Raw genomic sequence first — 21,948 nt, 5'->3', positions numbered from 1 at the left:
ATGGGAGGGTGCATATGAATTATAAAGTTGCAGTTGCAAGTAGTGATGGCAAATTTATAAATGAACATTTTAGGAAAGCCAGCCAATTTTATATATATAAAGTGGAAGATGATAATTATGAATTTGTAGAATTGAGAAAAATAGATAATATTTTTCTCCAGAGAGGAGATCACTATGATAGAATTTTATCTGTTATTAAACATCTTTCAGGATGCAAAATAGTTCTGGTAAGTCAAATAGGTAGAGAAGCTGTTATGTTTCTAAATAGGAATGGAATAGAGGTTTTTGATGTAAATCAACCTATAGATAAAGCTTTAAAAAGATTAATTAAATATTATTCTAAAATAAATAAAATTTCTAAACCTTGTGACTAGAAATGTTTTTATAGATAGGTTGTTTACGTTGTTAGAAATATAATACAAAAATAAATTAATAAATATCCTTATCAAGAGAAACCGAGGGGCTGGCCCGATGAAGTTTCAGCAAGTAGTGTGTTTTCATACGAAGTGCTAAGTCCTGCAGATGTATTTCTGAAAGATGGGGAAATCAATGTTAAAAATTTTTTAGCATATACTCCTTTTCATCTGCGAAAGGGATTTTTTATTTCATGAAATTAATTATATATTGTTAAATTTTAGTTGACTGGAAAAACCAGAGACCTTAAATAAAATTTATATTTAAGGTCTCTGGTTTTTTTCATTATTGAATTTGAAAGGAATGATTATATTATGACTAAACTAAAGTGTAGAAATTCATTAAATAATATCCAAGTTCATAAACCATCTAAAGCTGTGGAAAAAATACAAAGAGAATTAGGTCCTAATAATATTTTAAGATTATCAGCAAATGAAAATACTAATGGATGTTCGCCTTTGGTTGAAGGCGCATTAAAGGAGTATATTAATAAATTATATTTGTATCCTGACGGCATATGTTCTGAGGTAAGAGAGATATTGGCCAATATTTATGACTTAAAGCTGGAACAATTCATTTTTGGAAATGGCTCATTTGAAATTATTGAATTAATTGCACAAACTTTTATAAATCCACAGGATGAGTCAATTATTCCGGATCCATCTTTTTGGTGGTATAAGACAGCAACCCTTAAAATGGATGGTGTTGTTGTAAGTGTTCCGTTAAAGGATCATAGAGTGGATTTGAAAAAAATTGCAGATAAAATAACTAATAAAACTAAAATTATTTGGTTGTGCAATCCAAACAATCCTACGGGAACTATATTTAAAAAGAAAGAGTTAATGGATTTTTTAGAATCAGTACCGAAGAATATAATCCTGGTATTTGATGAAGCTTATTACGAACTTGTAAGTGATCCACAGTATCCTCAGACTACAAACTTATTGTATAAATATGAAAATATAATAATTCTAAGGACATTTTCAAAGGTTTATGGATTAGCGGGGCTTAGGATTGGTTATGGTATAGCAAATAAACATATAATTGCTTATCTTAATAAGATAAGAATGCCTGCCAATGTTAATGCATTAGCTCAAGTTGCTGCTGCAGCTAGTCTTAAAGATGAGGATTTTAAGAGAAAATGTATTGAAAGTAATACTGTAGGTAAACAATATTTTTACAAGACTTTTAAAGAAATGAAGCTAGAGTATATTCCTACTGAAACAAATTTTATAATGGTTAATGTAGGAAAAGATAGTACTTATGTAGCCAATAAAATATTGGAAAAGGGTATAGATGTACATGCAGGTACTGAATTTAATATGCCAACTTGGCTCAGAGTTACAATTGGAAGGCCAGAGGAAAATAAATTATTCATAGAAAGTCTAAGAGATATTGTACTAGGTTCAACAATCAGACAATGGTATTAAATATATTTTAAGGGGATGAAAAAATGATAAGAATTAAAACACCAGAAGTTTATGTTAATGAAATAAATGCTCTAGAAAAAAGTGGGGAATACATCTCTAAGCTAGGTAATTATGCATTAATTGTTGGTGGAAAATCAGCACTACAGGCAGTAGAAAAAAAATTTTTTAAGAGTTTTAACAAAGAAAAAATTCAATATTACACTGAAGAGTATAGTGGGTATTGTACATTTAAAGCTATAGATAAGTATACTGAGTTGGCCAATAAATTAGGAGTAAATTTAATTATAGGCGTAGGCGGAGGAACAATATTGGATTTGGCAAAAGCAATAGGTGAAAGAGCAAACCTGTATGTAGTAACAATTCCAACTATTGCTGCCACCTGTGCTGCATGGTCGGCTTTATCAGTAATATATAATGAAAATGGTGAACATACAGATTACTTTTTGTTAGAAAAATCTCCAAAACTTGTTTTAGTGGACATAAGTGTAATTAAAGAAGCTCCAATAAGATATTTGAATGCAGGTATTGGTGATACCATTGCAAAATGGTATGAAATAGTACCTAACTTATCTGGAAATAACGATATTAATCTAAAGATAGGCCTACAAACGGCAAAATTGGCACTTGATATACTAAAAAATTATATTAATGGGTTACATAAAAAATCAGATGATAATGACATTGGAAATCAGCAATATAAAGATGTAATTGATTCTATCATAATTTTAGCAGGATTTGTTGGAAGTATTAATAATGGAAAGCATATAGCTGCAATGGGACATGCTATTCATGATAGTTTCACCCATATCCCAGATACAAAGTATACTTTACATGGCGAAAAAGTTATTTTCGGATTAATTGTACAATTTCTCCTTGAGGGAAAGGATGACGAAGAAATAGAAGGGCTTATTGATGTACTAAACAAATTAAAATTACCTGTTACATTACAACAATTAGGAATAGAAGATGATGTTAATAAAAAAATATTAAGTATAGTTAACGGAGTAGACATACATTCAAAAGAATTAGATAAGCTTAACTTTAAAGTAAATAGTACTCTAATCAAAGAAGCAATTATTAAAGCAAATCGTCTTGGAATTCAAAGTCTTAATAAGGCATCTTCAAATAAATAACTAGATATAATAGTATATTTATTTGAAGATATTTAATGTTAAAATTTAAATCTTTTAAGACTAAGTGAATTTAATAAAACCGATATGGAGCTAAAAGACATAGCTGCAGCTCCAATTACTGGATTTAAATGTCCTGTTACAGCAATAGGTATTCCAATTAAGTTATATATAAAGGCCCAGAACAAATTTTGTTTTATTTTTCTCATAGTTATTTTTGAAAGTTTTATTGAAGCTGGCAGAGCATTTAGGTCTTCTTTTAAAAGCACAATATCTCCAGTATCGATAGCTACATCGGTACCTGTTCCTATAGCAAATCCTATATCTGCTGTAGCAAGGGCAGGTGCATCATTTATTCCATCCCCAACCATGGCCACAATATGTCCACTTTTTTTTAATTTAGTGATTTCTTCAGCTTTATTCTCAGGCTGGACTTCTGATATTATGTTCTTTATGTTTAGGGCATTTGCTACAGAAGCGGCAGTATCTTTATTATCACCTGTAAGCATATAAACTTTTATATTCATTTCTTGAAGAGATTTAATAACCTTCTTTGAATTCTCTTTTATTTTATCTGATAATGTAATAGCTCCAACTAAAATGCCGTTAAATGCTACTAATACAGCTGTTTCGCCTTGCTTTTGAAATTTAACTAGTTTATCCCCTAAATTAGTTAAATCTACAGAATGTTCTTCTAAAAATTTTTTATTTCCTATAAGTATTAACTTATTTTTTATTACTGCAGATACACCTTTTCCTGGAATGTATTGAAATTTATCTACATTTTCAAATTCTTTTGCATAATTTTTTTTTGCATATTTGTATATTGCCTCTCCAAAAGGGTGCTCAGAATATTTCTCAGCTGACGCAGCTAAGATTAATAAATCATTTTTGTTATTAATGTTTATGAGGGAATTATTATTTTTAAATAAAATAATACTGTTAACTTCAGGTTTTCCTGTAGTTAAAGTACCTGTTTTGTCAAATACTATTGTATTTATTTTACAGGCTTCTTCCAATTTACCACCATTTTTAATTAATATTCCGTTTTCTGCTCCTTTTCCCATTCCTACCATTATTGCAGCAGGTGTTGCTAATCCTAATGCACATGGACATGATACTACTAAAACTGATACTGCATAGATTATAGGAATATTTATAAGGAATATTTGATGATGAAAGATAATAAAATACCAGATAATAAAAGTGAGGGCTGATATGAGTAAAACAGCAGGTATAAAGAATCCGGATACTTTATCTGCCATTTTCTGTATAGGTGCTTTACTTTCTTGGGCTTCTTCTACCAGTTTTATAATATTTGAAAGTACAGTATCACTCCCAACTTTAGTAGCTTTAAATTTGAAGGAGCCATTTTTGTTAATGGAAGCTCCAGTTACAAAATTATCTTTTTTCTTTTCTACAGGTATACTTTCACCTGTAAGCATAGATTCATCAACTATGGAATGACCGTTAATTACAATTCCATCTGCAGGTATTTTTTCGCCAGGCCTTACTATTATAGTATCTCCTATTAGCACATTTTCAATGGGGATGTCACACTCAGTATTATTTCTAAGTACTCTAGCTTTTCTAGGTCTTAGCTTATTTAAAGATTGTATAGATTTCGAAGTTCTATTTTTAGCAATCGATTCCAAATATTTCCCAAGAAGTACAAGGGTAATTATAGTAGCTGAGGATTCAAAATATAAATTTACCATACCTAGAGTATAAGTTAAGGGTTGAAAAAGTGATATATATAAGCTGTAAAGATATGCAGCAGTAGTTCCTATTGCAACTAATAAATCCATAGTAAAAGCTTTGAACTTCAGTGCATAAAGAGAACTCTTATAAAATCTAAAACCTATTACAAATTGCACTAAAGTTGCTAAGACCAGTTGCAATTTCCAATTGTGAAGGTTCCAGGATTTCCATCTCAGGGTTTCAATAAAGTTACCCCATTTTCCAGCTGAAGCAGGATTGTAATCGCTGTGGCAGAAACCAACTCCACCTAATAGCATAGCCAATATTAAAGGAAAACTTAAAATAGCAGATATTATGAATAGATTTCTAAGCTTGTTCCTTTCAATTTCGTCTCTGCTTAGACCTTTTTTAGTAACTTTTTCTTGATTTTCTTCACTTACTGAAAAACCTAATAATTCTATTTTTTCTTTTACATCCTTTAAATTTATTTTTTTATTATCATACTGTAATTTTGCTTTCTCAGCAGCATAGCTTACATTTATTTTGTTTATACCTTCAATTCCATTCATGGAGGATTCTATTGTAAGAGCACATAATGTACAGGTCATACCGTATATCTTTAATGAAATATTTTCAATCATTATTTCACACACTCCTCTTTACGTATTTAGATTGATTTAGAAGAACTTATCAGGCGCGTAGGACTATCTCACACTTTAAAAAAATGAGAGTATTAGTAATGTCAACCTTCGGATAAAAAAATTAAAGACTAATAATCTCCTTGAAAGATTATTAGTCTCCAGTTTTCTGGTCAACAAAATTTTAAACTAGTCCTGTTTATATTATAATTTATATAATTTTCATATTTTAAGTATTCTAACATTTTAACAAATTTGTGTCAATAATAAGCATCATTATGGTATTATAAAATTATAGCTATAAAATATATTTTGGAACATAAGTTATGTTTTTTATTATTTGTCAGCGAGGGGAGAAGAAGGTAATGAATAAAAAAGAACTGGCTAAAATGATAGATCATACCCTTTTAAAACCTGAGGCTACTTATGAAGAAGTAGTCAAATTGTGTAGAGAAGCTTTAGAATATGGTTTTGCTTCAGTATGCATAAATCCTTCGTATGTTAATACTGCCTATGAAATATTAAGAGGATCAGATGTAAAAGTATGCACAGTTATAGGTTTTCCTCTGGGGATGTCAACATCTGAAACAAAGGCTTTTGAAACAGAACAGGCCATAAGTAATGGGGCCTGTGAAATTGATATGGTTATAAATGTAGGTTATTTAAAAGCAAAAAATTATGATTATGTTGAAGATGATATAAAAGCTGTGGTGAATAAGGCAAAGGGGAGGGCATTGGTTAAAGTTATTATAGAAGCCTGTCTTCTTACTGATGAAGAAAAAGTCAAAGCCTGTGAGCTGGCCCAAAAATCAGGAGCTGATTTTGTGAAAACATCTACAGGTTTCAGTTCGGGAGGTGCCACCTCTAAAGATATAGAGTTAATGTATAGGACGGTTTTTCCTAACCTAAAAGTAAAAGCATCAGGTGGAATTAGGACATATGAAGATGCCTTAGAAATGATAAATGCAGGTGCAGTGAGAATAGGAGCCAGTGCTTCAATTAAGATTGTTAATGAAAAATAAATTAGGGAGCTGATATAGCTCTCTAATCTATTTTAAATAAACTCATATTTTGAAAGAAACATATTTTCTATATTTTTAGTGATTGGAATTTTTATAAAGAATGTAGTTCCTTTATTTTTTTCACTTTCAAACCATATCTTGCCTTTGTGGGTACTAGCAATTGTATGATAGACCATGAATAATCCCAGACCAGTGCCTTGACCTCTCCTAAATGTAAATGCTTGAAATAGAGAATCTTTTATATCTTCAGGTATTCCACCGGCGGTATCCTTGATTGTAATGACAATAGATTGTTCTTCTGTTTTTGTTTCGATTTCAATTTGCCCACCATTATCCATTAATTGAAGGGCATTTATTAAAATATTTTGTATTGCTCTTTTAAATAAATTCTCACACATATTTATAAAGCCATCTCCGTTATTCATAAAGGATATTTTAATATTTTTAAATTTACACTGGGGCTGAAATTCGTTAATAACTTCTTGTATTACAGGAACCACTTCCTTAGGAAAAAGCTGAGAAGGCTTGAATATGCTTAAAAGTTCTACAATAATATCATTTAGTTCATCAACTTGAGTTATAATTTTGTCTAGATATCCATTAAGTACATTTTTATCTTGGGTTATTTTGCTTAGTTGGCCTAATCCTCTAATTACTGCTAATGGGTTTTTTAAGTCATGGACTGTAGTTGCCATTAAGTCACTAATTTGTAATAGAGGATGATTATTTTGTTTATTTTCTAAGTCAGAGAGTGCAGTTTCAATAGAATTTCCACAAATTGTAGCAAGACTAAATATGGCAGGATGTGCATATTTATTTGGGGTACTAAGAACAAGGTTTCCAATTATTTTTTCATTTAATTTAATAGGTACATATATGCAGCAACAAGCTCCACATGCTTTATTAGAAGGTTTTATGTTATATGTAAAAACCGGATTTTTTATAGCTAATTTTGTTTTTATGTTATCAGTATTGGTATTTCTTTGGCACCAACGTGCGCCTATACAAATTTTTTTATTTTTTATATTTAATTCCTCGGGTGTTCCAGCTAAATCAATAATCCACCCATGATTATCAGTTAGAGAGACTATGTGAGGTATTCCTTTTAAAGATGAGGAAATATACTTTAAGAAAGGGTTGGAAGATTCGATTAGTTGTGAATTTTTAGAAAGTTTGTCTTTGATCTCCGAACTAGATAAAAATCTTATTTTTGATTTTTCAGGTGCTGTATCTTCTAAATCAGCACACTTTATACATGGTTTTATAATAATGGAATTAAATGTGGGATTATCATTAATGTTTTTAATGAATTCTTTCCATTGGTAAATTAATTGCTGATCATCTGCAAAACCGGACATTTTATAACCTCCTCGTAAAATATATATAATTTCAAATAATTGTTGTCTATAGAAATTTATTTTTTTAAAATATTTTAAATAATGTAATAATCATTTTAACTTATAGATTATTTATTTTATATTTTAACATAGAATGTGATAGATTTCATAAAAAATTTCTTTTATATACAAACTTTTTCCTTAATTCAAAGAATATATCCTTAAAATATATGGCACTATTCTAAGTACCATATTTCGTCCAAGTTTTTGCTCAACTTTTTTGCTGCTCTTAATCCCTCCTTCATAGACGGGACTGATGTGCCGTTTTCCCATGCATAATATGTTTTAGGATTGACTTCTATTAGTCTTGCAAATTCCTTAGGATTCATCATATATTCTCGCATTCGAATCTCCTTAAGTCTGTTCTTCATTCTATAACTATCACCTCACCTTAATATATTCTATAAAATACTTATATTCCCTTTTTACACAGTATACTATTAAAGATATTTTACAACATTTTAGTAATGAAAGTATTATAAAAGTAATTTAAAAATATTAAAAAGTTGAGATAAATGATAAATCATATGTATTTTGTAGACAAATGTATTAGCTTATATTTGTTTGTTTTATACATATGAATATTATTAATAATATGATAAATTATACATATAATTATTACTAATATAATAAATTAATCGAGGGTGTAATACAAAATGCTCAAAACAATCTTAAAATATATTTGAAGAAAATTTTCAATAACTTTCAATTTATAAGTAAGTAATATAACATATAAATTGAATGGTGTGGAAATTTCACAGTCAAGTTGTGAGCACTATTAATAAAATGAGTCATTCTTTATTGATATATTATTAAAAAATACAGCTATTTGAGATTGACATGTTAATATGAAGACAGTATAATTAATAAAAATATATCACGCAAAAATGTGCATTTTTACAACATTGTACATTGTGAATAAATTATTTAAAAATGTTGCAAAAATTATGTTTGGTAAATTTATGACTTTATTCATATCTAGTAGGCTTACAAATGAATTTTGATAGTTTAAAAGGGGGGAGATTAAATGAGTACCATTGGAGCTAATTTATTAATGAATAATGTAATAAAATATTATAAAAATTTTAAGGCTGTAGATGAAGTTAGTTTTGGAGTGGACAAAGGAGAATTTCTAACCATACTGGGTCCAAGTGGCTCGGGAAAAACTTCATTATTAAAATTAATTGCAGGATTTGAAAAGATAAATTCAGGTGAAATTCTTTTAAATAATGAAAATATTGAAAAGAAAAAACCCTACGAGAGAAATATAGGAATGCTTTTTCAAAATTATGCATTATTTCCTCATATGAATATTTTCCAGAATATTGCTTATCCTCTGAAAATCAGAAAATTTTCTAAAGACAAAATTAAAGAGAAGGTTATGAATATGCTGAAATTAGTTGATCTTGAAGGAGTGGAAAATAGATATCCCAAACAATTAAGTGGAGGACAACAGCAAAGAGTTGCACTTGCAAGAGCTATAGTATTTAATCCTCCATTACTGTTATTAGATGAACCATTGGGAGCTTTAGACAAGCATTTAAGACAAAGAATGCAATTGGAGATTAAGCATATACAGCAGAAAATTGGAATTACAACCATAAGTGTTACTCACGATCAGGAAGAGGCCCTTACTATGTCTGATAAAGTATGTATTATGAACAAGGGGAAAATAGAGCAGATAGATAGTCCTGAAAATATATACCAAAATCCTAAGAGTACATTTGTGGCAGAATTTATAGGTGAGATAAATATTATTAAAGGAAAAATAGTTGAAACAAAGGGTAAAACGGCATTTATACAAATATTTAATGGGCAGGTTTTAAAAGCACAAATGGATAAGGAAAACCAGTATTTAAGAGGTAAAGCTGTTTCTATAGCATTAAGGCCAGAAAATATATATATTACACTTGGACAGCCTGAATATGAAAATAGTATGGAAGCGTCAGTTAAAGAAGTTATTTTTGTTGGAGATTCACTTAAGGTGAAAGTAATTAATAAAAATAATGAAGAAATGATGATAAAGGCTCCGCCATCTGATAAAAATTTGCTGGCTTCAGGTAAGGAAATTATATTAAATTGGAAAGTAGAAAAGAGTTCATTAATAGCAAATTAATTATGTTAATTTAAGGGGGAATAAACTATGAAGAAAAAATTATTATTTTTATTAAGCTTAATATTACTTTTTAGCCTTACAGGCTGTGGCAGTTCATCAAAAGACCAAAGCAGCAGTAGCAGTGGAGATAAGGAATTGGTTGTTGTAGACTGGGGTGGGGCATATTCTAAAGCCAGACAGGTAAACTATGATGCCTTTGAAAAAAAATATGGGGTAAAAGTAACTGTAGTAAATCCAACAGATTATGGTAAATTAAAAGCTATGGTTCAATCCAAAAATGTTGAGTGGGATGTAGTTAATGTAGATTCTGATTTTGCTCCAAGAGGAGGCAAACAAGGGCTACTTGAAAAATTAGATTATAATGTAATTAAAGCAGATAATATTGATAAAGGACTTGTTAATGAATACGGCGTTGGTTCAGATACCTTTGATGTAGCTATATCTTATAATACAAGCAGTTATTCAAAAGACAAGCATCCTACAACTTGGGCTGAAGTTTGGGATACACAAAAATTCCCTGGAGCTCGTTCTATGTGGAAATATCCTGTAGGTACTTTGGAAACTGCTCTTTTGGCAGATGGAGTTAAGCCAGAAAATTTATATCCTTTAGATGTGGATAGAGCATTTAAAAGTCTAGATAAAATAAAAAGCAGTGTTAAAATATGGTGGAGTGCAGGAGCTCAGGCACCTCAATCTCTTGCAAGTGGTGATGTTAGTATAGCAGCAGCTTGGAATGGTCGTATAAGTACAGCTAAAAAAGAAGGATCACCAGTAGATGTGGATTATAATCAGGCTATAGTTCTTGGAGATTCCTGGGTAATACCAAAGGGAGCACCACATAAAGACTTAGCTATGAAGTTTATTGCTTTTGAATGTGAACCTGAGCAGCAAGCGGCATTTTCAAAAAATATTGATTATGCACCTACTAACTCTAAAGCACTGGACTTATTGTCTGCAGAAGTTAAAGAGAGAATAGGAAGGGCAGACGATGAAACTTCCAAGAAGCTTGTACATGGTAATGAAGAATGGTGGGCAGAAAATTATGATGCTGTAGATGCAAAATTTCAACAGTGGTTAATTAAGTAATTTATTTTGCAATCTAAAGTTCTAGTTATGTAACTAGAACTTTAGATTAATAGTAAATACTTAAAATTAACTAATTTTTGGGGGAATAAAAATGGTAAATGAGAGTATCAAGAAAGAAGAGTTAATGTTTAAAAAAGTTTCTACAAAGGATAGATTAGTTAATTTATTTAGTGCAAAGTGGATATTAATAGTATTGCCAGTACTTTTTATATTAGTATTTACATTTATACCTATGATAGGTCTATTTAAACTAAGTATTATAGATGAGAGCGGATTTACCTTTAAATATATAGCACAGATATTCACAGAACCAATATACCTTCAGGTTATATGGCTTACATTGAAAACTTCATTTATTGTAACTGTAATATCAATTGTACTAGCTTATCCTGTGGCTTATTTTATTATTAGAACAAAATCATCCAGATTAAAAAAGATTATTTTGATGCTTATTATGATACCTTTTTGGATTAGTCTGTTAGTTCGTACTTTTTCATGGATTATAATTTTACAGGATCAAGGGATTTTAAATACATTCCTAAAAAATATAGGATTAATAAAGCAGCCTCTGAATCTACTGTACAATACTACCTCTGTGACAATAGGTATGACTCATGTACTATTTCCATACATGGTGTTAAATGTTTATGCAGTTATGTCCAATATTGACACGCAATTGGTGGAAGTTGCACAGATCATGGGAGCAAGACCGACGAAGGCCTTCTGGCAAATATTTTTTCCTTTATCTGTTCCAGGAATTTTATCAGGTTCCATACTTGTATTTGTTTTAGCGCTGGGATATTTTATTACCCCATCATTATTAGGTGGTTCAAAAAATATGCTGGTATCCACACTTATACAAAATAATATAAGTGCTACTTTAAACTGGCCTTTAGCATCTGCACTTGCCCTGGTTTTATTTATCATTACTATGGGACTTCTAGCAGTACTTGCATTATTGATAAAAGGAAATCCTATGTTAAAGGAGGGAGAATAATGTGGCTTCCAATTGTAGTAATTGTTATATTGTTTTTTCTTATAGCTCCTGTATTTGTATTAATACCACTGTCTTTTACATCACTAACTTATTTTAAATTTCCGCCTCCAAGTTATTCTGCTCAGTGGTATCATGCTTTTTTTAATGATAGTCAGTGGACTCAATGTTTCGGAAGAAGTTTAGGTATAGCTGTTCTAACAGTAATATTAGCTCTTGTTTTAGGAACTATGGCAGCAGCTGCTGTTACTAAGTTAGAATTTAAATTTAAAAATATATTTATGGCTTTTATGGTTATGCCTATGGTTATACCTGTAATTATAATTAGTGTAGCCTTATATAACTCCTTTGCACCTTTAAAGCTAACCAATACTATACCAGGAATAGTTCTAGGTCATACACTGCTGGCTATACCAATGGTATTTGTGACGGTAATGACAGGATTAAAGGGTGTAGATAAAAATATTGAATTGGCAGCAATGGGGCTGGGTTCAAAATATATTAGTGTATTTTTTAATATTACACTGCCCCAAATCAAAGCTTCTATATTTTCTGCGGCAATATTTGCTTTTAGTACCTCTATAGATGAAGTAACTGTTACTATGTTCCTGTCAGGTGCTAAAACTAAGACACTTCCGGTGGCTATGTGGGAGAGTATGAAAACCACTATAACTCCAGAAATAGCTGCAGTATCCACTATTTTAATTGGAATTACTTTAGCGATGCTTTTTATACAAGAATTTATCAAAGGCAGAAGTACAAAGGTAAAGCAAATCTAACCTAAATAATTACATCTTATAGTATTTAGGCACCTGAAAACAGCTAAGCAAGTAAGGTGTCTAAGTACTTCTATTTTTTATTTCTAAATGATATGATGATAATAAAAATAACATTGATAATATTATGACAATAATTTATTATTAGCTATAACACATTTAAGTTATTTTAGAATATTATAAGAAGAGTTTCTTGAATTATCATAGTAAATCTTTAGGCTATATAAGAAATAATTAGAAGCAAAATTAAATATATATAATAGTATATAATATTGAATAATTATTAAGAATAATTTGAATTTTTTAATATAAGATTAGCGTAGAATAAAGATCCATAATATATCGTTAATATTTTAACATAACTATTGCAATTGAAATTAAAGAATGTTAATATATTAACAAATAGATTCAGTTTAATTATATGAGGGTATAAATATATAGTTTTGACACACGAAATGTAATGGAAAAATTTTAATTATTGTAGTGAGGGGGAAAGTTATATGGATGAAAAGATAAGGGATATAGAAAAGTCAAAGGACAAAATTACCATATTGAAAAGAATCAAATCTAAAAGAAGGGAATCCTTTAGTTTCCTGTTTGACATGATAGATACACTATTTACAGGAAAATAGTAAAAGGCAGCTTTAACAGCTGCTTTTTTATTAGAAAATATTTTTAGCTAAGCTATCTAAAAGAATGGATATGGAAAATATCTGGGTTTATTCATATCTATAAGCCCCATTCTGTGAAGGTAATTTTGGAATCTCTCATTTAACACAGTCCAGTTTATGTTTTGGATAAATTTAGAAATATAGCTTTTTCTGTCAGTTCCAAAATCCATAAAATATGCGTGCTCGTAAACATCCAATACTAGTATTGGACAAGAGAGCCATACGGCACCGGTATCGTGTAAATCGCTTCCTATTATGTGAAATTTGTTATCAAGTAAGTCTATGGAAACAATAGCCCATCCTCTCATAGATAATCCTACATTTGTAAGATAGGAGAGAAAATTATTATAGGAAGAAAACTGGTTTGTTATGGCATTAAGTACTGGACCGTGAGGGGTGTTACTGCCACCTGTCATGTTTTCAAAGTAAAGATCATGAAGTTTTACACCATTTAGCGCATAGGTTTCACCAAGTTTTAAGCTGCGCATTTTTGAATAGGTGGGATTGCTGTCAGTATAATTTTTAGGTATATAGGGAGTGTTCCAGATTTTATTTAGATTGTTTACATAACCTACATATAATTTGTAGTGTTCATCCAATTGTTTTTTGGAAATACCTTTAACAGAATTAAAATCAAAAATTTCAGGTTTTATATTATACATTAAATCACCTCTATAAAACATATCAATATTATAATATGTAATAAAACCTGAATGTGTATAATTTCCAATTCTTTATATCATTAAAATATTTTAATAAGAATTAAACATATTTCAGTTCTTCATTTAAAAATATATCAGTTGTTTGTTGGTCGTGATTGCACATAACAATGGTTTTTAAATCTATATCATTTCTTTTTAAAAATTCTACAGAAGTTTCAAGAAGTATTTTTGCACATCTTTCTTTTGGAAATCCAAATATACCAGAACTTATAGCAGGTACGGATATGGAGCTTAAATTATAGGATTCTGCCAGGTTAAGTACACTTTTTACAGCCTTTTTTAGTTTTTCATCTTCATCACCTTCACCCATTATAGGTCCTACAGTGTGTATTACAAATTTACAATTTAAATTATGACCATAGGTTATAACTGCTTTTCCAACAGGTAAAGTACCTATTTTTTTTATAAGTTCATTACTGTCTGACTGTATTTGAGATCCACCGGCTCTTGAAATGGCCAGTGCGGCTCCTCCTCCATGCTGTAGGCCACTATTTGCAGGATTTACTATGGCGTCACTGTTTTCTTTAGTTATATCACCTTTTTTGATTATGATTTTTTTATCACCTATTTTAATCATATATTCTAATCCTCCAATTTGTATTAGCTTGTTTTTTATCATATTTCATCAATGGTAAATTTTGTTATATAATCATTGGCTTTTATATTAAAATATTTACATATGTCTTCTATTTCTTTAAGAGTAACTTCATTTAATGGAACTCCATTTTCCATTTTATCCTTATAAGATTCAACTTCTTTTTCCCCATGGGTATATATTCTTACGGCTCCTTTGGCTTTTTCGGAATTTCTGAGTTCTTCTAAGTATTTTGAAAAACTATCTTCAATGGATTTTTTATCTCCGAATATACCATAGTCTATTGCGCAGAAATAATGACAGGTACCGGAACCAGAGGAACCATTTAAGGTAACATAATTTCCTGTAATACCTCCAGATAGAATTGCAGTAAACATTTCAACTGCAAGAGCCAGTCCATAGCCTTTGTGTCCTCCTGTTAGCTCTCCCGAACCCCCAAGTGGAACCAATCCTCCACCTAATCTTTTAGGTAAGTTGTATAAAATATCATAAGGATCTTTAGTATCTTCTCCATTTTTATCTAGTGCCAGACCCAGTGGAAGGGGTTCGTGTCTTTTATTGTATACTTCAATTTTTCCCCTTGTAACTACACTGGTGGCTATATCCATTAAAAAAGGATAAGGTTTTGCAGGCATAGATATAGCAATAGGATTTGTGCCAAGCATAGCGTCTTTACCAAAAGTCGGTACTATAACAGCTGGTGAATTGGTCATTGAAATTCCAAGCAGGCCTTCTTTCTGAGCCATTCTGGCATAATATCCGGCAATACCGTAATGGTTAGAATTTCTAACTACTACCATGCCCATACCTGAAGTTTTGGCTTTTTCAATTGCCATATTCATAGCCTTTTTTCCTGCCAGTTGCCCCATGCCAGCCTGTGCATCTAAAGTTGCAGATACCGGGATTTCTTTCACTATTTTTGGTGTAGAATCTACTTTTATAAGACCATTTTTTATTTCGCTATAATATTTTACTAATCTTTGAATTCCGTGAGATTCAATTCCGAATAAATCTGACAGCAGTAGAACATCTGTAATAGTTTCACTGTCTTCTTGTGTAAATCCAAATTTTTCAAAAACTATATTGCATAATTCTTTTAAACCTTCGTATTTTACTTTTGCGTATGTCATCTTTACCTCCTGAAAATGTATATGTTAAATTGTATGCAGTTATTAAAATATGCACTATTATTATAATAATAGTAGTTTTATTATATACAGGATAATTATACTGCAAATAGAATAATAATATATTTTTAAGGAACAGCAAGGGTGCTTACCACCGATTTAGTATCAAATAAACAGGTCATATCCCCCTGATTATTCCATATAAAAGCTTTTTCCCCACAATAGAAGTGGAATTCAGATCTGTGGTTAATATCTCCTTCTACAAATTTATTCGAACCATAACCTGTAAAAAGCACTATAATTTCATCAGGATCTAATGTCCAAAAAAAATTGTTAATACGCCTTGGAAACCTATAAATGTGAGAATATTGTTTACCAGGTTTCCAGCGCCACACTTCCCAATTAAACATATTAATTCTTCTTTTACTGATATTTTCAATGCGAATCCATTCATCATTTAAATGAAATTGTCCATTTCTCTCTCTGATAGTATTATTTATATATGTTATTTTTACATCATTAGACACAGTATCATCTCCCTCCCTATGATAAATTCAACATTTAATGTTAAATTCCTTCAAGAGTTTAAATAATTTATAATATTAGTATAGCTTACTTAATGGTTTAGTATTATTTATTTTGTGTATTTTAAGAGTTATAATATAAAAATAGAAGGTGTATTTTAAGTATTATCTAAAATTTTATTAATAATTTAAATTGGTTACAGGCTTTTAGGGAGGTTGATATTAAAAATGGGTAAAAATCACGAGATTAGAAATAAAAGAAAAAGTACAAATATGGTAATGGCTGCGTTTATGTTATTTATCCTTCCCATTGTATTTGTGTTTATAGGGATATTTTCTGGGGGATATATAGGGAAGGTAGCAGAAGGTTCTGTTAGAGTTTATCAAGTTATGGGAGGTATAATTGCTTTTATATTAGCCCTGATATTGATAAAGTTATTTGATAAAGCTACTATAGTAGATGAAAATCAGGAAAAGTTTCATTGGGAAGATATGTAGGGGAACAATATGATTCGTAAGATTACAAATAAAAAGCTTAAAAGATAGATAAGGTTTTAAAAAGATATAGCTTAAGTTTAAATTCTGAAGCTGAGGCTGTATCTTTTTAAAAAGTATATTTTACGGGTTATTAAAGTAGCAGAGGAAAATAAATATAATATATTGTAAATTAATAATCACCTCTTCCGGTCTTCTTAATCTGAACCTTTACGTTTACATCAATCTTTGAATTACATACTATGGAGTTCCAGTCTTTTCCTGTGTGTCTGCCGTATTTGGCAGCGGCAAACTTTCCAAGTTGTAAGCAATCCACTTTATAGTTATTTTTCATTTTACTTATAAAATCATTACATTTTTTTTTAACTTCTTGAGACATATCTCTATTAAATTCCGCATTCTTTTTGGAATCCTTTTGTAAATCTTTATAAAGTGTATCAGTTATTAAATCACCTTCTAAACTAATATCTATGGTGAACTTATACCTATCTCCTGTCTTGGTACAGGATACTTTTCTTTTGGATGTAGCATAATAATTAATATATTTATCAGGAGTTTTTTGTAGTGTAAGAATACCTTTAACATTATTTTCTCTCATTATATTCATAAATCTAAGTTCATCAACACTAATTTTTGAAACCATTCTATCATGATTAAACAAAGTCATTCCGGTAATTTCAATTCCTCCATTCGTGAGTTCGATATAAGGTAATACAGGGTTATATCCTTCACTGCCAATTGATAAAAATAAATTCATAACCCTATATCCATCAGAAAAAAAATTATGGAATACAGAGTTTTTAATTAAGCCTTCTATAAAATCTGCAGAGCTGGGATAATCTCTTAGCTTCGTACCAAGTATATCTGAAGCTTTTCCCTTGCATACTGCAGTATATGCGGTATCATTTAAATATGGATTTCTAAACAAAATATCTGTCCAATCTTTTAAACCATAAATTGCTTGATCTTCACTGATAATAAATACTTTTTCAAGACCCAATATATTTTGTTTATCATCTGACAATTGCCTGTTTTGTCTTGTTTCACCTTTAGTTTTAGCAGTACCGGTTCTTAAGATACTTTCTACCTTTTCTTTAGGTTCAAATAAGTATACTGACATTGGTATAATATGATCTACCTGGCTGTCTTCTATTTTTAAATCTGCTCCCAGTCCTGAAATGATATCCAGTTCTTCTACTGGCTGCTGCTGTTTTAATCCCGTAGAGAAAAAAACGGTTATTCCAACACATAGTAAAAGTATACATATATATTTTTTCGTATTATTTTTCATTTTTATTATCCTTTTTTAAATAGATTCTTAATGTTATTGCTGTTACATAAGCTATATTATATAAAGTATATTTAGGAATAATATAGTTTAAAAAATCTACCCTTGTAGCAGGATTTTTATATCTAAGAGATAAATAAACCATTAAGGGATAAATGACATAGATAATTTTTTTCATTTTTATTTTCGGGAAAAAATCCTTTAAAATCAAAGCTGTTGTAAAATAATTATTAGATATTGTTTTACAAATAAGGGTAGCCCATAAAATAATAAATATAAATCTAAAGTTGTTTATAACAGGTACTTCCAGGGTCTTTGTTACTGAATTTACGGACCACTGCATTTTGGGAATTAGATCTACTCCCACATAATAAATGGTAATAAATGTAACCCAGAAGTAGATTATGGCTGTTATTATGACGCTTAATAGTGACGACTTCATAATCTTTGTTTTATCAGTCATATATGGATAAATTAAAAATAGTATTTCGATTCCTCCATAGGCAAAAATGGACTGCTTACTTGCCTTTATAATATTTAAGGTTCCAGAACCTAATATGGGACACATATTTAAGTATGTTCCTTTAGCTAATGCTACAGCAAGAATAAAAGATAGAAAAATAGTATACAAAAACATAAATTGATTTATTCTTCCTAAAACTTTTAGTCCTTTTGTAGAGGTATATGCAGCTAAAAAGAACAGCACCATTAGTATTTTTAGTGGACTTAAAAAACTTACTACTAAAGTTCCAAGTACGATGCATATTCCAAAGGCTATAGCTGTAGCAAACACTACAAAATATAATAAAAAAACTAGATTTAAAATGCTTCCGAAAAATTTTCCGAAATATTTTTTACTCAAAATTAAAATGTTTTCTTCTGGATGTTTTTTACATATTAGTGAAGCAGCTATAACCATATATAGAGGATATACAGCTCCAATAATCGCTGATATCCATGAATCCTGTTTTGCTATATTAATCAAATCATTAGGCAGTGATAGTATTCCTATACCAATCATTGAACCTATAAGTAAAAAAGTAACTTCTCCGGGTGTTATAGCATTACTTACTACCTTTTTCATCTTTTTTCCCCCAGAATTTATTCCTAAAGTCAGTTTGTCTTATTGGATCATTATTAGGTATACCCTCCGGTCTTTTATTCATCTCCCATAAAGGTATTCGAATAAACATATCTTTTAGGTCATTGTATTTATCTAAGGACAGGTATGGAACTCCAAAGCTATCCAAAGAAAGAAGATGCACAAATACAAAATACCAGCCTGCAATTAATCCAAATGCGCCTAAAAAGTTTGTTAAAAAGAGAAAAGGAAAGCTGATTAATCTTATTGAAATTGACATATCATAGCTTGGTATAATAAAAGTTCCTATGGTGGCTACCCCAACTATTACTAAAGTTGCAGGGCTGACTAAGTTGGCTTGAAGTGCGGCACTTCCTATAATAAAACCTCCAACAACGCTCAACGTTTGACCGATTTTACTAGGAAGTCTTAGTCCTCCTTCCCTTAAAAGTTCTACCACAACCTGCATAGATAGAATTTCCAGCAAGGGAGGCAGGGCTATACCTCTTCTAGATTGAATTATTGGTATAACAAATTTAACAGGGATGAGTTCTGCATTATATCTAATTAAAGCTAAATAAATAGAAGGTAATGTAATAACTATAAGGGTGCCAAATACACGAATCATTCTGTTTAAATTGCTTATAATTGTTCTTTGAGAATAATCTTCTCCTGCTTGAAAAAATTCTATAAATAGAGCTGGAACAGTTAGAGCAAAGGGTGTACCATCAAGCAAGAGCGCAATTCTGCCTTCAGTGAGATTTTGTTGTACTACATCGGGCCTTTGAGATGCATATCCTTGTGGAAAAATGGAATATGGATAATTTTCAATATATTGCTCAAGCATTCCCATAGAAGTTATGGCATCTACATCAACTGAGGATATTCTGTTTCGGATATCCTCAATCAAATCTTTATCTGCAATATCTTCTATGTATATTAAAGCTACATCCCTTTGAGAGCGTCTTCCTACAATGAGATTTTCTATAACTAAATTTTTATCTTTTAATCCTTCTTTTATTAAACTTAAATTTATTTGAATATTTTCTATAAAACCATTTTTGGGCCCTCTGATACCAACTTCATCTAAGGGTTCAGAGATATTTCTGTGTTCTCCGCCCATTGTGTCGGCGATAATGAAATTATCTGTTTTATATATAAGAATAGCTGTTTTACCTCTCCTAATATCTTTTACAACCATATTTATATCAGTCTGAATAGAAATTTTGGACATTGAAATATATTTATTACAAACCTCTTCGTTAATTAGCTGAATTTTACTTATATCTTCATTGACTGTATGCATTAGTGGGTTTAATATATCCCTATTTATGATATCTTGATTTACTAAGCCGTCTTTATATACAAGGGCGGCATCCACAGGATTTTCCTTTCCGATGGCAAATCTTCTTACGATAATTTGCTGACTGCTTCCGCATAATTCCAATATAGAATCGATTTTATAATCTAACTCCATAATTTAATCATCCTTTTAGTGTTTATTACTTATTGTGTGTAGTAATCAAAATATTACTCAAAATTTCAAATTATATATGTTTTTAAAATATTTTTTATATGATGAAGTTTCAGGTTCATTTTCCTATATAAGTTTTTTATTTTCCAACCTGACAAAAAAGTAAAATGGCATAAGTGATTGATTTATAATCGATTATATGATTTTTTTATTGTATTCACAAGAAATGAAAATTGGTTGGAAAATTTTTAGCTGAAGCCTTTATTATCTGAGGATTTAAGAATATAATTAAAATAAAGAATGGCTATTTTACATTAGTTGAACCTTAACAAGGATTGTATTTAAATATAAATATATTAAGGAGTTGATTTTTGTGAATTTGGTTGAACCTTAACAAGGATTGTATTTAAATGCTTCAAAATATAAATTCTAGTCCGCAGAGCTCTGAGTTGAACCTTAACAAGGATTGTATTTAAATCCGTTCCCGCCGCACCAATTCCTATCTTCTGTGTTGTTGAACCTTAACAAGGATTGTATTTAAATCCTCTAGGCGTGTTAGGAACAATTTCTTTCTCTTTCGTTGAACCTTAACAAGGATTGTATTTAAATTTACCATACCTACATATATATCTACCATAATATTGTTGAACCTTAACAAGGATTGTATTTAAATCTTCAATCAGCTATTATAGCTGCAACTCCAATAGCCGTTGAACCTTAACAAGGATTGTATTTAAATTCTTGTTGAATGGACAACACCCATTTTTTTGAGTGGAGTTGAACCTTAACAAGGATTGTATTTAAATCTTTGTATGCTATTTGCATTTTGCTGTAACTGTGATGTTGAACCTTAACAAGGATTGTATTTAAATTAGTCCTGAGTAGATGTAACAAATTGTTTTCTACAAGTTGAACCTTAACAAGGATTGTATTTAAATTATTGTAGATGTATTTTCCAAAACTGCCGCAAATAGTTGAACCTTAACAAGGATTGTATTTAAATGTGCTAAATATACCTGTATTTTCTCCTATAGTATATGTTGAACCTTAACAAGGATTGTATTTAAATTTGAAGCTATAAATGGTGTTCAAATACTTATTCTAGTTGAACCTTAACAAGGATTGTATTTAAATTTGGGGGTTAATTCGCCATCGTTATGCGATATCCTGTTGAACCTTAACAAGGATTGTATTTAAATGCGTATGCCTTGTCTGTATTTGTCTTTGGCTTTATGTTGAACCTTAACAAGGATTGTATTTAAATTTT

General features: G+C 30.2%; 20 protein-coding genes, 1 CRISPR repeat array and 1 riboswitch (1 of these 22 only partly in view). Of the genes, 10 read left to right on the top strand and 10 right to left on the bottom strand.

Annotated features, from left to right (window positions below; translation table 11 throughout):
• Positions 1–14: 14 nt before the first annotated feature.
• The 3 genes from ACJDU8_RS05155 (at position 15) to ACJDU8_RS05145 (ending at position 2,977) form a co-directional block, all read left to right on the top strand.
• Positions 15–374: a NifB/NifX family molybdenum-iron cluster-binding protein gene (locus tag ACJDU8_RS05155; RefSeq protein ID WP_406791083.1), complete on the top strand. Its 360-nt coding sequence runs from the start codon at positions 15–17 to the stop codon at positions 372–374.
• Positions 375–439: 65 nt separating this feature from the next.
• Positions 440–544: riboswitch (SAM riboswitch) on the top strand.
• Between the two features lie 184 nt (positions 545–728).
• Positions 729–1,844, top strand: a complete 1,116-nt coding sequence (gene hisC, locus ACJDU8_RS05150; protein WP_406791082.1) for a histidinol-phosphate transaminase — start codon at positions 729–731, stop codon at positions 1,842–1,844.
• Positions 1,845–1,867: 23 nt separating this feature from the next.
• Entirely contained in the window at positions 1,868–2,977 is a 1,110-nt protein-coding gene (locus ACJDU8_RS05145) for an iron-containing alcohol dehydrogenase family protein (protein WP_406791081.1), read from the top strand.
• 38 nt (positions 2,978–3,015) lie between these two features.
• On the opposite strand, the gene ACJDU8_RS05140 is transcribed toward ACJDU8_RS05145, so the two are convergent.
• On the bottom strand, positions 3,016–5,316 hold the full coding sequence (locus ACJDU8_RS05140) for a heavy metal translocating P-type ATPase (RefSeq protein WP_406791080.1): 2,301 nt from the start codon (positions 5,314–5,316) through the stop codon (positions 3,016–3,018).
• Positions 5,317–5,678: 362 nt separating this feature from the next.
• Here ACJDU8_RS05140 and deoC point away from each other — a divergent pair, with 362 nt between their 5' ends.
• Entirely contained in the window at positions 5,679–6,335 is a 657-nt protein-coding gene (gene deoC / locus ACJDU8_RS05135) for a deoxyribose-phosphate aldolase (RefSeq protein WP_406791079.1), read from the top strand.
• Between the two features lie 32 nt (positions 6,336–6,367).
• Here the strand turns inward: deoC and ACJDU8_RS05130 are convergent, their stop codons facing one another.
• Both ACJDU8_RS05130 and ACJDU8_RS05125 read right to left on the bottom strand, forming a co-directional pair.
• Entirely contained in the window at positions 6,368–7,693 is a 1,326-nt protein-coding gene (locus ACJDU8_RS05130; protein ID WP_406791078.1) for a sensor histidine kinase, read from the bottom strand.
• A gap of 215 nt (positions 7,694–7,908) precedes the next feature.
• Positions 7,909–8,103: a helix-turn-helix transcriptional regulator gene (locus tag ACJDU8_RS05125; RefSeq protein ID WP_406791077.1), complete on the bottom strand. Its 195-nt coding sequence runs from the start codon at positions 8,101–8,103 to the stop codon at positions 7,909–7,911.
• 656 nt (positions 8,104–8,759) lie between these two features.
• Between ACJDU8_RS05125 and ACJDU8_RS05120 the strand changes: the two genes are divergently transcribed.
• The 5 genes from ACJDU8_RS05120 (at position 8,760) to ACJDU8_RS05100 (ending at position 13,336) form a co-directional block, all read left to right on the top strand.
• The gene (locus ACJDU8_RS05120) at positions 8,760–9,848 is read left to right on the top strand and encodes an ABC transporter ATP-binding protein (protein ID WP_406791076.1); all 1,089 of its coding nucleotides are present in this window, start codon (positions 8,760–8,762) and stop codon (positions 9,846–9,848) included.
• A gap of 27 nt (positions 9,849–9,875) precedes the next feature.
• Positions 9,876–10,934 carry an ABC transporter substrate-binding protein gene (locus ACJDU8_RS05115; RefSeq protein ID WP_406791075.1) on the top strand — a complete coding sequence of 353 codons (1,059 nt, stop codon included), beginning with the start codon at positions 9,876–9,878 and terminating at the stop codon, positions 10,932–10,934.
• Positions 10,935–11,025: 91 nt separating this feature from the next.
• Entirely contained in the window at positions 11,026–11,931 is a 906-nt protein-coding gene (locus ACJDU8_RS05110) for an ABC transporter permease (RefSeq protein ID WP_406791074.1), read from the top strand.
• A complete protein-coding gene (locus ACJDU8_RS05105) occupies positions 11,931–12,707 on the top strand; it encodes an ABC transporter permease (RefSeq protein WP_406791073.1) in 777 nt (258 codons plus the stop codon). Before ACJDU8_RS05110 ends, ACJDU8_RS05105 begins: the two co-directional genes overlap by 1 nt.
• Before the next feature lie 497 nt (positions 12,708–13,204).
• Entirely contained in the window at positions 13,205–13,336 is a 132-nt protein-coding gene (locus ACJDU8_RS05100; RefSeq protein ID WP_406791072.1) for a hypothetical protein, read from the top strand.
• A 56-nt stretch (positions 13,337–13,392) separates the two neighbouring features.
• Here ACJDU8_RS05100 and ACJDU8_RS05095 read toward each other — a convergent pair whose 3' ends face one another.
• The 4 genes from ACJDU8_RS05095 to ACJDU8_RS05080 all read right to left on the bottom strand — a co-directional run bounded on the left by ACJDU8_RS05095 (position 13,393) and on the right by ACJDU8_RS05080 (position 16,346).
• The gene (locus ACJDU8_RS05095; protein ID WP_406791071.1) at positions 13,393–14,037 is read right to left on the bottom strand and encodes a superoxide dismutase; all 645 of its coding nucleotides are present in this window, start codon (positions 14,035–14,037) and stop codon (positions 13,393–13,395) included.
• A gap of 100 nt (positions 14,038–14,137) precedes the next feature.
• Positions 14,138–14,674 (bottom strand): macro domain-containing protein, encoded by a 537-nt coding sequence (locus tag ACJDU8_RS05090; RefSeq protein ID WP_406791070.1) that lies wholly within the window; start codon positions 14,672–14,674, stop codon positions 14,138–14,140.
• A 38-nt stretch (positions 14,675–14,712) separates the two neighbouring features.
• Positions 14,713–15,822, bottom strand: a complete 1,110-nt coding sequence (locus ACJDU8_RS05085; protein ID WP_406791069.1) for an Ldh family oxidoreductase — start codon at positions 15,820–15,822, stop codon at positions 14,713–14,715.
• 125 nt (positions 15,823–15,947) lie between these two features.
• Positions 15,948–16,346, bottom strand: a complete 399-nt coding sequence (locus ACJDU8_RS05080; RefSeq protein ID WP_406791068.1) for a lamin tail domain-containing protein — start codon at positions 16,344–16,346, stop codon at positions 15,948–15,950.
• Between the two features lie 225 nt (positions 16,347–16,571).
• Between ACJDU8_RS05080 and ACJDU8_RS05075 the strand changes: the two genes are divergently transcribed.
• Positions 16,572–16,841, top strand: a complete 270-nt coding sequence (locus ACJDU8_RS05075) for a SoxR reducing system RseC family protein (protein WP_406791067.1) — start codon at positions 16,572–16,574, stop codon at positions 16,839–16,841.
• A gap of 169 nt (positions 16,842–17,010) precedes the next feature.
• Here ACJDU8_RS05075 and ACJDU8_RS05070 read toward each other — a convergent pair whose 3' ends face one another.
• Genes ACJDU8_RS05070 through ACJDU8_RS05060 form a run of 3 tightly spaced genes read right to left on the bottom strand, consistent with a single transcriptional unit; the run spans position 17,011 to position 20,684 of the window.
• Positions 17,011–18,129, bottom strand: a complete 1,119-nt coding sequence (locus tag ACJDU8_RS05070; RefSeq protein ID WP_406791066.1) for a Ger(x)C family spore germination protein — start codon at positions 18,127–18,129, stop codon at positions 17,011–17,013.
• A complete protein-coding gene (locus ACJDU8_RS05065) occupies positions 18,119–19,210 on the bottom strand; it encodes a GerAB/ArcD/ProY family transporter (protein WP_406791065.1) in 1,092 nt (363 codons plus the stop codon). The genes ACJDU8_RS05070 and ACJDU8_RS05065 overlap by 11 nt, the downstream gene beginning before the upstream one ends.
• Positions 19,191–20,684, bottom strand: a complete 1,494-nt coding sequence (locus ACJDU8_RS05060) for a spore germination protein (RefSeq protein WP_406791064.1) — start codon at positions 20,682–20,684, stop codon at positions 19,191–19,193. The genes ACJDU8_RS05065 and ACJDU8_RS05060 overlap by 20 nt, the downstream gene beginning before the upstream one ends.
• Before the next feature lie 314 nt (positions 20,685–20,998).
• Positions 20,999–21,948: a CRISPR direct-repeat array (repeat unit 30 nt; unit sequence GTTGAACCTTAACAAGGATTGTATTTAAAT); it runs 258 nt beyond the window's last position.

This window comes from Candidatus Clostridium eludens (genome assembly GCF_045310515.1).
Taxonomy (GTDB): Bacteria; Bacillota; Clostridia; order Clostridiales; family Clostridiaceae; genus Clostridium_B; species Clostridium_B eludens.
Note: the sequence above shows the minus strand (reverse complement) of the source record. Positions and strands in the feature narration are given on the sequence as shown.

What these genes read in the sequence shown, in the direction of transcription:
- ACJDU8_RS05120 (WP_406791076.1), top strand. Translation starts at nt 8,760, where the DNA reads ATGAGTACCATTGGAGCTAATTTATTAATGAATAATGTAATAAAATAT.
- ACJDU8_RS05130 (WP_406791078.1), bottom strand. Translation starts at nt 7,693, where the DNA reads ATGTCCGGTTTTGCAGATGATCAGCAATTAATTTACCAATGGAAAGAA.
- ACJDU8_RS05090 (WP_406791070.1), bottom strand. Translation starts at nt 14,674, where the DNA reads ATGATTAAAATAGGTGATAAAAAAATCATAATCAAAAAAGGTGATATA.
- deoC (WP_406791079.1), top strand. Translation starts at nt 5,679, where the DNA reads ATGAATAAAAAAGAACTGGCTAAAATGATAGATCATACCCTTTTAAAA.
- ACJDU8_RS05145 (WP_406791081.1), top strand. Translation starts at nt 1,868, where the DNA reads ATGATAAGAATTAAAACACCAGAAGTTTATGTTAATGAAATAAATGCT.
- ACJDU8_RS05100 (WP_406791072.1), top strand. Translation starts at nt 13,205, where the DNA reads ATGGATGAAAAGATAAGGGATATAGAAAAGTCAAAGGACAAAATTACC.
- ACJDU8_RS05085 (WP_406791069.1), bottom strand. Translation starts at nt 15,822, where the DNA reads ATGACATACGCAAAAGTAAAATACGAAGGTTTAAAAGAATTATGCAAT.
- ACJDU8_RS05125 (WP_406791077.1), bottom strand. Translation starts at nt 8,103, where the DNA reads ATGAAGAACAGACTTAAGGAGATTCGAATGCGAGAATATATGATGAAT.
- ACJDU8_RS05115 (WP_406791075.1), top strand. Translation starts at nt 9,876, where the DNA reads ATGAAGAAAAAATTATTATTTTTATTAAGCTTAATATTACTTTTTAGC.
- ACJDU8_RS05155 (WP_406791083.1), top strand. Translation starts at nt 15, where the DNA reads ATGAATTATAAAGTTGCAGTTGCAAGTAGTGATGGCAAATTTATAAAT.
- ACJDU8_RS05070 (WP_406791066.1), bottom strand. Translation starts at nt 18,129, where the DNA reads ATGAAAAATAATACGAAAAAATATATATGTATACTTTTACTATGTGTT.
- ACJDU8_RS05075 (WP_406791067.1), top strand. Translation starts at nt 16,572, where the DNA reads ATGGGTAAAAATCACGAGATTAGAAATAAAAGAAAAAGTACAAATATG.
- ACJDU8_RS05065 (WP_406791065.1), bottom strand. Translation starts at nt 19,210, where the DNA reads ATGAAAAAGGTAGTAAGTAATGCTATAACACCCGGAGAAGTTACTTTT.
- hisC (WP_406791082.1), top strand. Translation starts at nt 729, where the DNA reads ATGACTAAACTAAAGTGTAGAAATTCATTAAATAATATCCAAGTTCAT.
- ACJDU8_RS05105 (WP_406791073.1), top strand. Translation starts at nt 11,931, where the DNA reads ATGTGGCTTCCAATTGTAGTAATTGTTATATTGTTTTTTCTTATAGCT.
- ACJDU8_RS05140 (WP_406791080.1), bottom strand. Translation starts at nt 5,316, where the DNA reads ATGATTGAAAATATTTCATTAAAGATATACGGTATGACCTGTACATTA.
- ACJDU8_RS05095 (WP_406791071.1), bottom strand. Translation starts at nt 14,037, where the DNA reads ATGTATAATATAAAACCTGAAATTTTTGATTTTAATTCTGTTAAAGGT.
- ACJDU8_RS05060 (WP_406791064.1), bottom strand. Translation starts at nt 20,684, where the DNA reads ATGGAGTTAGATTATAAAATCGATTCTATATTGGAATTATGCGGAAGC.
- ACJDU8_RS05110 (WP_406791074.1), top strand. Translation starts at nt 11,026, where the DNA reads ATGGTAAATGAGAGTATCAAGAAAGAAGAGTTAATGTTTAAAAAAGTT.